This is a genomic window from Sorangiineae bacterium MSr12523 (assembly GCA_037157775.1).
Lineage (GTDB): Bacteria > Myxococcota_A > Polyangia > Polyangiales > Polyangiaceae > Pendulispora > Pendulispora brunnea.
Map to the genome: position 1 here is coordinate 2,364,537 of CP089982.1, position 14,985 is coordinate 2,379,521.

General features: G+C 64.9%; 12 protein-coding genes. 3 read left to right on the top strand and 9 right to left on the bottom strand.

The annotated features are described in order from the left end of the window. Positions 1-2: 2 nt before the first annotated feature. Complete coding sequence (locus LZC95_09490; GenBank protein ID WXA97066.1) at positions 3-1,592, bottom strand: DUF1549 and DUF1553 domain-containing protein; 1,590 nt, start codon at positions 1,590-1,592, stop codon at positions 3-5. A gap of 140 nt (positions 1,593-1,732) precedes the next feature. On the opposite strand from LZC95_09490, the gene LZC95_09495 reads away from it, so the two are divergent. Beyond that, positions 1,733-3,055, top strand: coding sequence for an adenylate/guanylate cyclase domain-containing protein (locus tag LZC95_09495; GenBank protein WXA97067.1), 1,323 nt, complete (start codon positions 1,733-1,735; stop codon positions 3,053-3,055). Between the two features lie 156 nt (positions 3,056-3,211). Here the strand turns inward: LZC95_09495 and rhaS are convergent, their stop codons facing one another. The 5 genes from rhaS to LZC95_09520 form a co-directional block, all read right to left on the bottom strand. Next, on the bottom strand, positions 3,212-4,318 hold the full coding sequence (gene rhaS / locus LZC95_09500; protein WXA97068.1) for a rhamnose ABC transporter substrate-binding protein: 1,107 nt from the start codon (positions 4,316-4,318) through the stop codon (positions 3,212-3,214). Next, positions 4,315-5,295, bottom strand: a complete 981-nt coding sequence (locus LZC95_09505) for an ABC transporter permease (GenBank protein ID WXA97069.1) — start codon at positions 5,293-5,295, stop codon at positions 4,315-4,317. Before LZC95_09505 ends, rhaS begins: the two co-directional genes overlap by 4 nt. Then, a complete protein-coding gene (locus LZC95_09510; protein WXA97070.1) occupies positions 5,292-6,287 on the bottom strand; it encodes an ABC transporter permease in 996 nt (331 codons plus the stop codon). The genes LZC95_09505 and LZC95_09510 overlap by 4 nt, the downstream gene beginning before the upstream one ends. Beyond that, a complete protein-coding gene (locus LZC95_09515; GenBank protein WXA97071.1) occupies positions 6,284-7,762 on the bottom strand; it encodes a sugar ABC transporter ATP-binding protein in 1,479 nt (492 codons plus the stop codon). The genes LZC95_09510 and LZC95_09515 overlap by 4 nt, the downstream gene beginning before the upstream one ends. Before the next feature lie 120 nt (positions 7,763-7,882). Beyond that, entirely contained in the window at positions 7,883-10,576 is a 2,694-nt protein-coding gene (locus LZC95_09520; GenBank protein ID WXA97072.1) for a phosphoenolpyruvate carboxylase, read from the bottom strand. A 182-nt stretch (positions 10,577-10,758) separates the two neighbouring features. On the opposite strand from LZC95_09520, the gene LZC95_09525 reads away from it, so the two are divergent. Continuing rightward, positions 10,759-10,983 carry a hypothetical protein gene (locus LZC95_09525; protein WXA97073.1) on the top strand — a complete coding sequence of 75 codons (225 nt, stop codon included), beginning with the start codon at positions 10,759-10,761 and terminating at the stop codon, positions 10,981-10,983. Positions 10,984-10,988: 5 nt separating this feature from the next. Next, complete coding sequence (locus tag LZC95_09530; GenBank protein ID WXA97074.1) at positions 10,989-11,204, top strand: hypothetical protein; 216 nt, start codon at positions 10,989-10,991, stop codon at positions 11,202-11,204. 151 nt (positions 11,205-11,355) lie between these two features. On the opposite strand, the gene LZC95_09535 is transcribed toward LZC95_09530, so the two are convergent. From LZC95_09535 to LZC95_09545, 3 genes are all read right to left on the bottom strand, one after another. Then, a complete protein-coding gene (locus tag LZC95_09535) occupies positions 11,356-12,105 on the bottom strand; it encodes a hypothetical protein (GenBank protein WXA97075.1) in 750 nt (249 codons plus the stop codon). A gap of 178 nt (positions 12,106-12,283) precedes the next feature. Further along, entirely contained in the window at positions 12,284-13,840 is a 1,557-nt protein-coding gene (locus LZC95_09540; protein WXA97076.1) for an FHA domain-containing protein, read from the bottom strand. 123 nt (positions 13,841-13,963) lie between these two features. Further along, the gene (locus LZC95_09545; GenBank protein WXA97077.1) at positions 13,964-14,983 is read right to left on the bottom strand and encodes a hypothetical protein; all 1,020 of its coding nucleotides are present in this window, start codon (positions 14,981-14,983) and stop codon (positions 13,964-13,966) included. Positions 14,984-14,985 lie beyond the last annotated feature (2 nt).

The following is a 14,985-nucleotide window of genomic DNA, read 5'->3' on the forward strand; positions in this document are numbered from 1 at the left end:
CGTCAGTGGTTGAAAAGAAATTCACTCGAGTTCAAAAGCACCCAGAGCAGATCCTCGTAGCCTTGGCGCACGGGTTGGCCCTTGAGGAACGTCACCCAGTGGGTGGTCTCCTCGTCCGTGGGTGGCCGCGAAACCGTGCGCATGTACAGTGCACGTATCTTTCCCTCGTCGCCACCCGGCTTGGACAGCACCTGGGCCAGCGCACTGCCGGGCGCGATCTGGATGCTTCGCTGCATCACCTTCCCATTCATCAACCAGAGGGCCTGCGTGATCGTCCCATCGAACTCGTCGTCGTGATCATCCTCCTCGTCGACGTCGAAGAGAAAACTGAATTGCCTTTCCGCCTTTTCGCGGGGAAGCCCTGTCGCGCGAATCAGCGAATCGAGCAACTCGTCCGGCCCGAGTTGCTCCATGTGGTAATAAGACCAAGCCGCGCCATCTCCGCGCTGCCCTCTCGGACGCGCGGTGAGTTGATAGGCTTCGGTATTGGCCATGAGCCGCAATAGATGTTTCAAATCATAACCACTGGCTACGAAGTCGCTTGCAAGCGTATCGAGCAAATCTTTCATCGCTGGTGGGTTCGACTCCCGAAGATCGTCCACCGGCTCGGAGAATCCGCGTCCGAGCATCACGCCCCACATCCGATTGACGATGGCCCGCGCGAACCAAGGATTGTCCTTGCGGGTGATCCACTCGGCCAGCGCCGTACGTGGCTTCGAGCCGCCGCTCAGAAGATCCGTTCCATCGAGCGCGCGCGGCGCGGCCGATTTGTATTCCGCAATATCCATACGTTTCGCCGCGCGGCGCGGCCGGTCCAGATCCTCGACGTCGTACGCGCGTAGGCCTTTCTTGTCTTTGTCGTCGGCGTAGAAGAGCCGCGCGCGGGTTGACAGGAACGACGCAGTGAAGCCCTGGAAGTCGGACATCGTCCACTTTTCCGTTTTGTGATCATGGCATTGTGCACACTGGATCCGAACCCCGAGAAACAGGCGTGACGTCGTCCCCGCCAGGTCCGGCGGGTTATCCATGTAACGCAAATACCAATTGGCCGCGCCGTTCACCGGCTGCTCGGCCATGCGCGGCGCGGAGGTGAGCCCGGTGGCCGACACGAGCTCGCGCACCCATACGTCGTAGCCGACGTTCTTCTCGAGCTGCTCGTGCAACCAGCGCCGAAACTCGGCATGGTCCACGTTCTTGCGCACGTTGCGGCCCATGAGAACGCGGTCCCAATAGTTGGTGAAATGCTCGGCATAGTCCGGGCTTGCAAGCAGCGCGTCGATGGCCTTCTGCCTCTTGTCCGCGCTCTTGTCCGCGAGAAACGCCTCCACGGCCTCCGCCGCAGGCACGCGTCCGGTCAGATCGAGGTTCACCCTGCGGAAGAACCCCGCATCGTCCACGCGCTCCGCCGGCTCGATGCCCTTCTCCTTCCACGCGGCCCGCATCCGCGCATCGATCTCCGCCGGCCGCATCAACACCGGCCGCGCCGCTTCGACGGGTTTGCTCGCCGCCACGGGCCCCCGTGGCACGGGCCCGCTTGCCGCACACCCTGCCGCCACCACCACGCCCGCTACGAGCCACCCTGTCCGCTTCATCACCGCTTCCTTGGACGCAGCACACCCCGCATCTCTTTCACCATTGCGTGTAAAGTTATCTTTCCCACACCTCGACCATGGAACGGTGCGTCGAAGTTGCATCGGCCGAGGCGTGCTAGGCTGACGCGGACACGAGCTCGATGGACGCACGGACCCACCGAATCTTTGCGACGTTCGTCAATCGCGCGCTCGAGAAGCAGTTTCGCGCGGATTATTTCGAGCGCGGGATCAAAGGTTTCACGCGGTTCAGCATGACCTTGAGTGCGGCGGCGTTCCTGGCGTACGGGCTGCATGATGCGCTGGTGATCCCGACCATGCGCAACTTCGCATGGACCTTGCGGTACGGCGTGTTCGGGCCGGTGGCGGCGCTCGCGGTGGCGCTGATGTACTCGAAATACTACGAGCAGTGGCACCAGCCGGCGATGCTCGTCTTTGGCATGGCGTGCAACGTCGTGGTCATCGCCATTGCGGCGGTGGCGCCCACGCACGGGTACTTCATCTACTGCTCCTTCGCGATTCTCTTCGTCACACTCGGGCCCCTGGTGGCGAAGATGAACGTCTTCACGCAGGCGCTCTACACGCTGCTCACGCTCTTCGTGTACGTGCTCTTCGATCTGGTGCTCGTGCATGCACCTGCCATGGTGCGCATCTCGATGGTGCTCACCATCGTGGTGCTGGGCGGCATCGGCACCTTGGTGGCACACCAGCTCGAGCTCCAAGCGCGCGAGGCCTTTCTGCAGCGCCGCACCATCTACGAGCAGATGGACCAACTGGATTTCGAAAAGGAGCGAAGCGACGCCCTCTTGCTCAACATTTTACCGGCGAAGATTGCCGAGCGACTCAAACGCGAACAGGGTCGCACCATCGCCGACGGCTTCCCCCAGGTGACCGTTCTCTTTTCGGACATCGTTGGCTTCACCAAAATGTCCGAGCGCCTCTCCCCCGCGGAGGTGGTGCGGCGCCTCAACGCGATCTTCAGCACCTTCGATGACTTGGCCGATCGCCTCGGCCTCGAGAAAATCAAGACCATCGGCGATGCGTACATGGTGGCCGGAGGCCTGCCCACTTCGAAGGACGACCACGCCCACGCCGCCTCCGAAATGGCCCTCGAGATGTGCCGCTACATGGAGGAATTCAGCCGCGAACTCGGCGAGCCGATCCAAGTCCGCATCGGCATGCACACCGGCCCCGTCGTGGCCGGCGTCATCGGCAAGAAAAAGTTCATTTACGACGTGTGGGGCGACACCGTCAACACGGCCAGCCGCATGGAATCCCACGGCGTCGAAGGCGCCATCCAAGTCACCGAGGCCACCTACGAGCGCATCAAAGACCACTACGAGCTCGAAGAACGCGGCCAAATCGACGTCAAGGGCAAAGGCCCCATGCGCACCTACTGGCTCCGCGGCCGCCGCGCCCCCATGACCACCCCCTGGCTCCGCTCCTCGCGCGGAAAACCCAATTAGGGGCGCTGACTCAGGAGAATTTGAACATGAAGGCGGGAAGGCGGGAAGGTTTTGTTGTTTTGGCAATAGTTATCCAAATCGGAAGAGCGTGATCCAAACAAAAAAACCTTCCCGCCTTCCCGCCTTCATGTGAATTCTCTCTAGCCGTGGACTGGGCTAGAAGTCGTACTTGTCGATGTTCTCTTTGGTGAACACGATGGGCGGGCCGAGGACGACTTCGCTGTTGGGTCCAATCGTGTATTCGCCGAGATCGCCCGCTTTGAATTTCTCGCCGGGCTTGCCCGTGATCTGGCCCGACGCAAGGGCCACGGCGGCGTACGTTGCGAGGTAGCCGAGGTTCGCGGGATCCCAGAGGGCGAACGAGGTCATGGTGCCGTTCTTGATGAACTTGCGCAGCTGGTTCGGCGTACCGACGCCCGTGACGGCGACCTTGCCCTTGTACTCGGAGGAGTCGAGGTAGCGCGCGGCTGCGGCCACGCCGATGGTCGTCGGCGAAATGATGCCCTTCAACTTGGGGTGCGCTTGCAGAAGGCCCTGCGTCTTCGTGAAGGAGATCTGGTCGTCGTCGTCGCCGTAGGCGATGTCCACGAGTTTGACGTTCGCGTATTCCGGCTTGGCGAGCTCCTTCTTCATCACGGCGATCCACGCGTTTTGGTTCGTCGCGTTGGCGGTGGCCGAAAGAATCGCAATCTCGCCGGAGCCCTTGATGGCCTCCGAGATGAGCTTCACCTGGCCCACGCCGATGTCCTCGGTGGCCGCTTGGTTGATGAACACGTCGCGCGCATCGGCGGCCGCGTCGGAGTCGAATGCGACCACCTTCATGCCGCGTGCGCGTGCAGCCTTCAGCGCTGGAGCGACGGCATTCGAGTCGTTGGCGGCGATGAGCAGCGCGTTCTGTCCCTGCTGCGCGGCCGTGTTGATGTACGTCACCTGCGACGACGCGCTAGCATCCGACGGCCCCGTCGCCTTGAGCTGCTCGCCGAGCGATCCTGCAGCCTTCTGCGCGCCCGTCTCGCACACCGAGAAGTACGGAATGTTCACCTTCTTCGGGAGGAACGTGATCTTCAGATCCTTCGCCAACGGCGCGCTCGGATTTGCCACCGCGGTACTTGCAGACGGTGCGGCGCTGTTGGTCGCGGCGCTGGCCGAAGCCGAGGGGGCGCCCCCTGAGTCGGATTTCGTCGTCTTGCCACAGCCCGTGAGCAGCGCGGCCGTGCAGGAAAGCGTGACGAAGGTACTGATGAAAGTCTTGCTCGTGTTCACGACGGCGCTCCTTCGATGGGACGTTTGAAACGATTCAATATGCCTTGGATGATAGCTGGCGCCAGAACGCTGGCCAGCAAAAGCAGGCCGGTTACGACGGTAAGCACCTCCGTCGAGGTGTCGGCAAGGATCAAAACATTACGCAGCGCGCCAAGGACCAACACGGCCAGGATGACCCCGCCGATGGTTCCGCGCCCGCCAAAAATGGAGACCCCGCCAAGCAGCACCGCGGCCACCACAGCCAATTCGAGCCCGGTACCGTTGTCGGCGCGCGCGCTCGAGAAACGGAACGTGTACACGATGCCGGCGAGGGCCGAGAGCACGCCGCTCAGGATGAAGAGCAGCTCCTTGTTGCGTTTGACACGGATGCCCGAAAACCGCGCCGCCTCCTCGTTGGCCCCCAGCGCAAACACCGCGCGCCCGAACGCCGTCGCGTGCAGCAAGAGGCCGAAGACGACCGCGAGCATCGCGAACAATGCGATGGGGTAGGGGATGGGCGTGCCCGGCAGCGGCGTCGTTCCGAATCGCGTGTAGGTTGCAGGGAAATCGGCCACGGCATGATCGCCCAGCACGATGAGGGCGAGCCCGCGGTAAAGGGCCAAGGTCCCGATGGTGACGGCCAGCGATGGCAGACCCATGCGGGTCACCAGCACGCCATTGAAGGCACCGCACACCGCACCGACGAGGAGCACCAGGGGCAGAATCGTCTCCAGCGCCCAGCCCGCGTTCCACAGCGCCCCGATCAGCGCGCTCGAGAGCCCGAGCACCGACGCCACCGAGAGATCGATTTCGGCCGCGACGATCACCAAGGTGAGCGGAAGCGCCATGATGGCGATCTCGCCGATGTCCAAGCCGAGGTAGAACAGGTTCTGGCCCGCGAGGAACCCGCCATCGGTGCGTGCCGCGCCCACGATGGCGATGAGCAGCAAGAGCACGAACAGCGCGGTCTCCCATCGGAGAAAGGCGCGGGCCTTCATGCCGACACCCCGCGCGAACGGCGCCGCAACGTCGCCGCCAAACGAAGCGCCACGATGCGATCGAGCGCAATCGCCGCCAAGAGCAGCGCGCCCGTGATGGCCTGCTGCCAGAAGGCGGGAATGCGCAGCACGATGAGCGCGCTGCTGATCGTCGTCAGGAGCAACGCTCCGAGGGCCGCACCGGTGACGGTGCCGCTGCCGCCGAAGATGGCCACGCCGCCAACGACGACGGCCGAGACCACCTGGAGCTCGAGCCCCGTTCCCGCCGTGGCGTCCACCGTTCCATAGCGAGCCGCCCAGAGTGTGCCTGCGAGGCCCGCCACTGCGCCCGATACGAGGAATGCGACGAGCACGCGACGGCGGACGGCGATGCCTGCGAGCACGGCTGCCTCGGGGTTCGAGCCGATGGCGTAAAGCTCTCGCCCCGAGCGGTACCCGTGCAGATGCACCGCTGCGATGGCGATGACCACGAGCGTGATGAGCACGAGATACGGCACCTCGAGCCAGCGCCCTCCGCCCATGGCCAGCAGCGCATCGGGCAGATCGCCCGCGTTGATCTGTTTGCCCTGCGCCCACGCGTAGTCCAAGCCGCGGAACACGTAGAGCGTCCCCAAGGTGACCACCAGGCTCGGAACCCGGCCCACCGCGACCAAGGCGCCGTTGAGCGCCCCGCATGCGGCGCCGATGATCACGCCGAACGCGAGCCCCACCGGAATGGGAAGCTCCGGATGCCGCACGAAGGCACCGGCCGTGAGAAAGGCGGAGAGCCCCAGCACGGAGCCCACCGAGAGATCCACGTTGCGCGTGAGCACGACCATCGTCTGCCCGACGGTGAGCAACGCCACCAGCGACGTGTTGAGCAGAAGATCGCGCACGCTCTGGCCGCTCACGAACAACGGATTGTTCAGCGCCGTCACCAGCACCACCAGGCCCAGTGCCAGCAGAATGCCCAGTTCGCGGATCCGCCGCGCCCACTCGAGAAGGCCTGTCACGCCGTTCCTCCCTCGGCTCGAACGCCCGTGGCCGCGATGGCAATGCGCTCCTCGGTGGCCTCGGCGCGCGAAAATTCCGCGGTGAGGCGGCCTTCGCGCATGACCAGCACGCGATCGGCCATGCCGAGCACCTCGGGAAGCTCGGACGAGATCATCAGGATGGCCACGCCCTCGGCGGCCAAGGATGACAGCAGCCGGTGCACCTCCGCTTTGGTTCCCACGTCGATGCCGCGCGTGGGTTCGTCCACCATGATGACGCGCGGCCTACGCGATAGCCACTTCGCCAGCACCACCTTCTGCTGGTTGCCGCCCGAGAGCACGCCCACCGGATCGGTGAGCTTGGCGAACTTCAGTTGCAGCTTGAGCGCCCAGTCCCGCGCCAGCGCACGCTCGTCCTTGGCTCGCAAAAAGCCCATGCGCGAGAGGCGCCCGAGCGACGCCAGTGCGGCGTTTCGTTCGATGGAGGCATCCATCACCAGCCCTTGTTGGCGCCGATCCTCGGGGACGAAGCCGATGCCCGCGTCCATTGCCGCGGTGGGTGAGCCTCGCTTCACCAATTGGCCGCGCACCCGCACCTCGCCGGCGTCCGCGCGGTCCACGCCGAAGATGGCGCGCGCCACCTCGCTGCGTCCCGCGCCAACGAGGCCCGCGAGCCCCACGATCTCACCGGCGCGCACCTCGAAGGAGACGTCCGTGAAGACACCCTCGCGCGTGAGCCGCCGCACCGAGAGCACGACCTCGCCCGCGTCCACCTGTTGCTTCGGAAACAATGCGCCCAGCTCGCGGCCGACCATGAGCCGGACGACGCCGTCGGGCGTCTGCTCCGACAAGGGGCCCGACCAAACGAAGCCACCGTCGCGCAGTACGGTTGCGCGCTGGCAAAGGGCGAACACTTCGTCGATGCGGTGCGAGACGAAGAGCACCGCTGCACCGTGCTCGCGCAGCGCGCCCACCACGCCGAAGAGCCGCTCCACCTCCGGCCCGGAGAGTGCCGCGGTGGGCTCGTCCATGACGATCACCCGCGCATCGGAGCACAGCGCCTTCGCGATCTCCACCAGCTGCTGATCGGCAATGGAGAGCCCGCGCGCGGGGCGCGTGGGATCCAGATCGACACCGAGTCGCGCAAAAAGCGCCGCGCTGGCGGCGCGCATGGCCTTCGTGTCGATGAGGCGCGCGCGCTTGAGCGGCTGCCGCCCCATGAAGACGTTCTCGGCGACGGAGAGATCCCCGAACAGGGTTGGCTCTTGGTAGATGACCGCGATGCCGGCCGCCTTCGCCTCGGCCGGTCCGGAGAATTTTCGCGGCGCACCGTCCACGAGCACGGTTCCCGTGTCGGGTCGATGCGCGCCGGCGAGCACCTTGATCAAGGTGGACTTCCCCGCGCCATTTTCGCCGAGCAGCGCGTGCGCCTCGCCGCCCATCAGTCGAAGGGATACCCCGCGCAATGCACGCACGGCCCCGAAAGACTTGGTCACCCCATCAAGGGCAACAATCGGGATCGCGTCGTGTGATTCCCCCGGCAGGTCGAGATTTTCCAATGCCCGGCGAGGGTAATCCAACACGCCGGGCTGCGTGCATGTCAAGTTCCGTCGCGTTTACCCCGTTGTTCGCAATCCGCTCGCCACCGCGTTGAGGGAGAGCAGCACACTGGGCAATATGGCGTTCTCGCCAGCCACGTCCCCCTCGCCCTTGCACATGCGCCACTCGCGCAACACGTTGATTTGAAACGCGTGCACCGCGCGCAATCCCTCGTCGCGCAGGCGCAACGTTCTCCACATCCGCGGCCGCCGCTCCGACAGGGGCTCACCGAAGATCTGCTCGATCATCGCCAGGGTGCGCCGATGCTCGGCGGCGACCAGCCCGAAAATTTTCTCCCTTACCGCGGCGTCGCCCACCAAATTGGCATACTGGGCCACGATATCGAGCGCCGTCGATGCGACCGCGCTTTCCACGTTCTTCATCACGTAGCGCAGGAACGGATCCCGCTGCGCCTCCTCCTTCACGTGCTGGAAGGCCTGCTCATCGCTCTGCGACAATGCTTCCAACGCCGTGCCCAGTCCGTACCAACCGGGCAGATAATGACGCGATTGATTCCAACTGAAGACCCACGGAATCGCACGCAAATCCTCCAGCGATCGCCGCCCCGTGCGGCGCGCAGGGCGCGAGCCGATGTGGGCGACCTCGAGGGCGTCGATGGGCGTTGCCTCCGCGAAATAGTCGATGAAGCCGTCTTCCGCGAGCAGCTTGCGGTACGCATCGCGGCTCGAGGCGGCGAGTCGGTCGATGATCACGCCGAGCTCTTCGTCGCGCGGCGGTGGGGCGAAGCGATGACGCATCGTGGTGGCCGCAACGCCGGCCAACATGAGTTCCAAGTTGTACGTGGCCGTGATGCGGTTCGCGAACTTCTGCGTGATGGTCTCGCCCTGCTCCGTCACACGCACGTGCCCCGAGAGCGATCCGTGTGGAAGCGCCTCGAGGAACCGGTGCATCGGTCCCGCGCCGCGGCTCACCGTCCCACCGCGTCCGTGGAAGAACCGAATCGATTGCCCGTGCGACTTGAGCGCCCCGGTGATCTTCTCCTGCGCGCGGCGCACCGCCCACTGGCTGGCGAGAATGCCTCCGTCCTTGCAGCTGTCGCTGTAGCCGAGCATCACCTCGACCTGGCCATCGCCCCGCGCGCGCATGGCCGCGAGGCTCGCCTTGGTCACCGGATGATCGATGAAGCCTTCGAGGATGCGCGGCGCCGCCTCCAAGTCTTCGAGCGTTTCGAATAGAGGCACCACCGGCATGTCGCACACGAGTCCCTGCGGCGTCATGCGCGCGAGCCCCACCTCGCGCGCGAGCAGGTACACCACGAGCAAGTCCGACACGTTGCGCGTCATGCTCACGATGAGCGAGCCCAGTCCATCGAGGCCGTGCGCATCGCGGTACTGCGCCAGCGCGCGCAATGCCGCCAGCGTCTTGTCGGCTTGTTCCCCGACCGAAGCGCCCACCGGTGCAAGCGGCCGCGCGCTGCGCAATTCTGCATCGAGCAACGCCCGCCGCCGAGCCTCGTCCCAATCGGGAAAGCCCGCGCCGTCGATGCCCGCGGCCGACAGAAGCTGCGCGAGGGCATGATCGTGGAACTTGCTATTTTGCCGCACGTCGAGCGCCGCCAGGTGGAAACCGAACGTCTTCACCGCCCGCACCACCGGCAACACCGAGGTCCGCGCCAGCCGCCCCGCGCCGATCTCCTCGAGCGACTGCGTCAGCACCCCCAGATCGGCAATGAGCTCGCGCGGGCTCGCGTAGTGCTCGAGCCATGCGATCATCTCGTGTACGAACTGCCGCCACGGCTCACCGGGGAATCTCGCGGCGACGCGACCTGCATCCTCACCGAGCCGCTCGCGCATCTTGCCCAACGCCTCACGCAGCGACTCCGGTGCCGGCTGAATGAGATCGCTCAGCGGAAGCTGCTTCGCGAGCCGCGTCAGCTTCTCGCGGTGCACGTCCAGCGCCGCCTTGCGAAATTCCGTCAGCGTCTCGCGCGTCACCTCGCCCGTAACGAGCGGGTGACCGTCGCGGTCGCCGCCGATCCAATTGCCGAAGCGAAGCTCGGGCATTCGCTCACCGAGCAGCTGCGGATCGAGTCCCGCTTCGACCCACGCGTGGCGCAGGCGCGCATCGAGCCACGGCAGCACCTCGGGGAACACATTGCGCAGGTAGTGCAGCGCATTCTGCCGTTCGTCGGCGATGCCCGGCTTCTTCTGGAGAAACTTCGACGTGCGCCAGATGCGTTCGAGCGTCGCCTTGATCTCGTCGCCGATGTCCTCCTGCTCGCTCGGCGTCCACATTTGGTTCTCGCGTCGCACCAGGAGCAAGTAGAGCTGCCGCTGCTGACCGAGCACGTCCGCGGGCTTCGCCTCCGTCGGGTGCGCGGTGAGCACCGGCTCGACGCGCACCTCTGCCAGGCCATCCGCAATGGCTTGCGGCGAGAGCCCCAGCTCTACCAGCTGCCGCAAATTCTGCCCCCAGAGGCCCGGCTCACGCAGAAGGCCCTGACCTTCTTCGCGTTGCCGGCGCGCTTGAGCTGATGCGTTTTCCTCGATCAAATTCAGCAGCTGAAACGCGAGCGTCAGTGCGGCTACATCACCCGCATCTCTCACACTCACCGGCTCGTCCCCCACGAAGGGCAGCCGCCGTGCCCGCTCTTTTTCGCCAGTTTCCTCGAGCATTTCGCGCAGACGCGCCATCAGAAAGTGGAGGTCTGCATCGATCTTATCGAGCGCGAACTCTAGAATGTTGGTCACCGTGGCCTCGTTGCGTAGGGGGATCCCGGCTAAGACGGGACGCACTGCGTTGCGCATGCTACTTCTTTCGAATCGGAGCAGTAGATCAAGTGCGACAAGTCGAAGACGTTCTGAATTTCCTCAGCGACATGGATTCAAACTGGTGGCCATTCCTGTTCTTGCGCCCTGAGCCGTACGAGCGCATGACCTCGAAGAGGGTCGCCCTCCTCGCCACGCTCTACGGCGTCTTCACCGGAGCCTTCATGAACGCGATGCTCGCGCTCTCGGGCCACGGCGAAGGCGTGAGCCTCTGGACCTTCCCGGTCTGGACCACGGTAGGCTTCTTCGTCATCTATCGCCTGACGTTTGCCTACGCATGGAACTGCCGCGCCGAACGGTTCGTTCCCATCCGCAGCACGCGTTACTAACCCGCATGACCGAGACGGTGGTCGGCGTCGGCATGTTCGCCGGCCTCCTCTTCGCCACGATCTCGGCCTTCTTCGGCTTCGCCTTCACCTGCGTGGGCGTGGTGATGCTCCTCCGCGCCCACCCCAGTCGAAAGAAATTGGGCGCCTACGCCCTCCTCGGCGGCCTCGCATCCCTCCTCGCCGGCCTCTCGGTCTGGGCCACATTCCTGCGCGGGCCGTAGAAGAGAGAGAATTTACATGAAGGCGGGAAGGACGTACGGCACGGACCGTGCGGCGCGCTTTTTTGGGTTTCCACTTCGCCCAATGGGCCGAGTGGAAAACAAAACCTTCCCGCCTTCCCGCCTTCATGTGAACTCTCTCCGGGAGCAGCGGCTAGAACGTTGTCCCGAAGATCGGCAATACCGTTGCTCTTGGGATGCCGGTCGGGGGGTCTTCCCGGAAGGTCGGAAGGCGCGGTTCGGGCTTCTTCGGGTCGAGGCCCGTGAGCCACGACACTTTGCGGGGCTCCAGGGATTGCGTCACCTTGGTGCTCGAGTTGCCGGTGATGAGCAGGATGCCGACGAGAACTCCCGCGGCGCCGCCGCCGAACATCGTCCAGCCGATCGGCTCTGCGTTGCCCGTGTCGGTGTGCGCGCCGTTGGCGGCGGCCACGACCAACAAAGTGAGCCCGCCGACGAGGAAGAAAAGTGAACCGATGCTCACCAAAACGATGCCGCCCGCGAAGCCACCCTTCGACCCCGTGTCCACGTCGAGGACCACGCGATCGCCGTTTTGGCCGCCCAGCATGAATGCGCGCGATGCGCGCACGCCGTCACCGACGATGCGGTAGCTCGGCCCGATGGGCAGCGCCCGATCGCAGGGCGACGAGCACACGGCAGCCCACGAGCCGCGCATCTGCTCGATGGTCACGTCACCGCCCTCGATGTGCACCATCACACTGCCCGACGGCTCCGCGGTCACCGACGGCGCGGTGGGCGAGGGGATGGGCCCCTGCGGAGCGCGCGAAAGATCTACCGGTTGCCCGTTGTGATCGACGCGTGCCACGAAAGACCAAAGAATGCGCGCCGTTTGCCCCGTCGAGAGCATCATGGTCACGTGGTCGCCCGCGACGATCTCGCTCAAGGTTCCCCGAATGACGTTTCCGTCTTTCAGATGAACGGCGTCAGGCCCCGGCTGAACGGACGGCGGGGTGGATTGTGCCAGTTGTGCGAACGCCGAGGACGGGGCGAAGGTCGCTAAGTAAGAAGAGAGAACGAACCCGGAAACGATCTTCCGTCGAAAGCTAGTTGGCATTCGCGCATCATCGGCCTTCCCAGGGGCTTAAGTCCACCAACAGCCGCGTCCGCCCCACCAAGATTTCATCCCCGTCGAGCAATTCGCCCTCGCCCTGGAGTCGCACGAAAACCCCCGTGCGCGAATCGAGATCCGTCAAAACGACGACCTCCGCCTGCTCCTCCAGAACACAATGCTGCTCGCTCAAGAGCGGATCGTTCGGGCAGACGATATCGCCAATGGCCGATCCAATCTGCACCATCCCGCCGCGCGCCACCGCGCAGGCGCCCACCGCGCCACCTTCGAAAACCTGCACCACCCGAAATGCCGACGGCCACTTGGGTGAGGAATAGAAATACGTCGGGTCGGGATCCGGCTCGTCGTCGGCGACGGGATTCTTTTCGACGCGGAACAGTTCGTCGCCCACGATGAACTCGTCCCCCGCGGTCAACTCCACCCGGGAGCGAATCCTCAAGAAGGCGCCGTTGCCGCCGTCGAAATCCTCCAGCCAGAGGCGCCCGTCCTGGAAGCGGAACACCGCCTCTTTCGGATGGCAAAACGCGTCCGAGATTTGAATCGCGCCGTCGCGGCCGATGATCGCTTCCTTCTCGCGGATGCTGTACTTGTCCGGCCCGCCGACCAAGCTGCGTTGGACGATGAGGTGGAACAGAGCCTCTTGGCTCTTGTTCGCTGCGATCGCCGCCAACGCTGCGGATGGATCCACCACCGTCGCCGGCGCCACCTCGCTGTCCGGCGGCGTGATCACCGGCTCCGATCCCGGTGCCTCCACGATCGCGGGCTGAGACGCCTGCGACGGCTCGGGCGCTGCTTCCGGTGCCGCCGCTCCCGCCGCCGCCGGCAGCGAGGGGCTGCTCGGTACGGGCTCGGCCTTGAGCATGGCGGAGCTGGACGTGGAGGCCATTTCGCCCGGCGCGCTGTCCTTGGTCTTGCGCTTGGTGAGGCGCTTGACGTCGACGTTCGGCGCCTCGGTGAGCACATCGATGCCGCCCATGGCCCGGCCTTCGATGACCTCGTCGAAGCGGCCTTCCCGCAGCATGAGCAGCATCTCCATGTGCTGCCCCTTCATGAGCGTGCGGACGAACAGCGCGATGTTGTCCTCGCGGCCCACGTGCTCGCCGTAGTTGCGCTTGTGCGTCTTGATGATGCGTCCGCCGTCGGCGAACAGATGCGTGATGATGTGCGGCCTGTCGAGCCCCGAGTCCTCCGTCTGCACGTGGAAGACGCGGCCCTTGTACTTCACGTTGTTGTTGAAGCCGACTTGCGCGCGCGCAAACGTCGCCGGCTGCATCTGCCGCTCGAACTGCGAGAGAGCATTGCCGTCGAAGCGCACGATGGCCTGCTCGAGCAGGCTGTGGTTGCCGACGATGCCCTCCATGCGTTCGAAGGCCTGCCGTGCCACGGGCGACGCCGGATCGAGCCGCAGTGCTTCCGCGAGCAGCTGCTGACCTTCGGCATCGTTCGGGCCCGTGGACGCATACGCGCAGAGAACCATGATCGCGTCATCGACGCGTGCGCGGTCGACGAGCCACTTGGCTACTTTCGATGCGCTTGTACGCCCGCTCACGACTGCGGTCATCTCACACAGAGTTTATAGCAAGCAATGCGTACTTTTACGATTCATTCGGGCTGGAACGCCTCATGGGCCATCTGCCTCAGTCTGCGACCGGGCCTGCGGCGCTCCTAGGCTTCACGAGGGATTTTTGACGATCTCGTCGATTTCGACCACTTCGAAGGCCGATCCGGGGATCGTTTTGAGCTGACCCAGATCGTCATCGTTCCACTTGGAGTTGGCCTCCCCCGAGAGGTACCAACTCGAGCCGTTGTCCGCGAGAAACATCCCGTACCGCTTCAACGCCGTCAGCACGGACTTCGCCGAACCCCGGAATTTCGAGGTGTCGAAGCTCGCTTTGAGCCGGAACCGTGCCCCCATGGGCGGGACGCTGGGATCCGAAGTACTCCCCGACGCATGGGTCGCCGGCCGGACGAACGCGTTCTGGGTGCGGTTGGCCGTAAAGCGCAGCGCATGCCGAATTTCCCCGCCGCCCCCGGCCTCCTCGTAGCGCACGAGCCCCGCAAGGATGGGCAACCCGGCGGCGTCGGCCGATGTCCACCCGGCTGGGCGCAGCTTGTTGGACCGCAGGTCGAAGACCGCCCCGGAATATGCGTGCCACATGTCCGATTGGGCTTGGGCCGCGTACAGCTCGTAGAGGACGCAGCGTTCGCGGTCGATGGCCAGCACGTGCCGATCGCCGGAGGCCGACTCTCCGCCCTCGACCGGCGCATTCAGAGGAATGGGGTAGGGGCCGGGATCGCTCTCGCGGGGTTCTTCGAACCTGACGGGAAGTTTAGGCTGCGTACCTGGCACGACGATGTACGGAATGCCGTAGCTCGGGTTGGAGCCGAAGTCGGGATGCAACTTCTTGTCGCGTCCCAGCGACGCGACGTAGCGGTCCGAGTTGGGATCGACCGCCGCGTTGGAGATGTCCTGGTTCCAAGGATTGTCCGTTGGAAAAACGGTGCAATGCGACCCGATGGCGCCACCGCCTCCTGCGCCGTTGCTGCCGCCTGCGCCGCCGCCGCCCCCTCCTGCTGGATCTTCGTTGCTCGGCGTGGAAGGAGTTGCACCGCCACCGCCGCATCCGATCACGACGGTTCCGACGAGCGCGGCGAGCAGCATCGCCGCCTCATGAAGCAGCCTTCCCCTCATGT

What these genes read in the sequence shown, in the direction of transcription:
- LZC95_09490 (WXA97066.1), bottom strand. Translation starts at nt 1,592, where the DNA reads ATGAAGCGGACAGGGTGGCTCGTAGCGGGCGTGGTGGTGGCGGCAGGG.
- LZC95_09495 (WXA97067.1), top strand. Translation starts at nt 1,733, where the DNA reads ATGGACGCACGGACCCACCGAATCTTTGCGACGTTCGTCAATCGCGCG.
- LZC95_09505 (WXA97069.1), bottom strand. Translation starts at nt 5,295, where the DNA reads ATGAAGGCCCGCGCCTTTCTCCGATGGGAGACCGCGCTGTTCGTGCTC.
- LZC95_09525 (WXA97073.1), top strand. Translation starts at nt 10,759, where the DNA reads ATGACCTCGAAGAGGGTCGCCCTCCTCGCCACGCTCTACGGCGTCTTC.
- LZC95_09530 (WXA97074.1), top strand. Translation starts at nt 10,989, where the DNA reads ATGACCGAGACGGTGGTCGGCGTCGGCATGTTCGCCGGCCTCCTCTTC.
- LZC95_09545 (WXA97077.1), bottom strand. Translation starts at nt 14,983, where the DNA reads ATGAGGGGAAGGCTGCTTCATGAGGCGGCGATGCTGCTCGCCGCGCTC.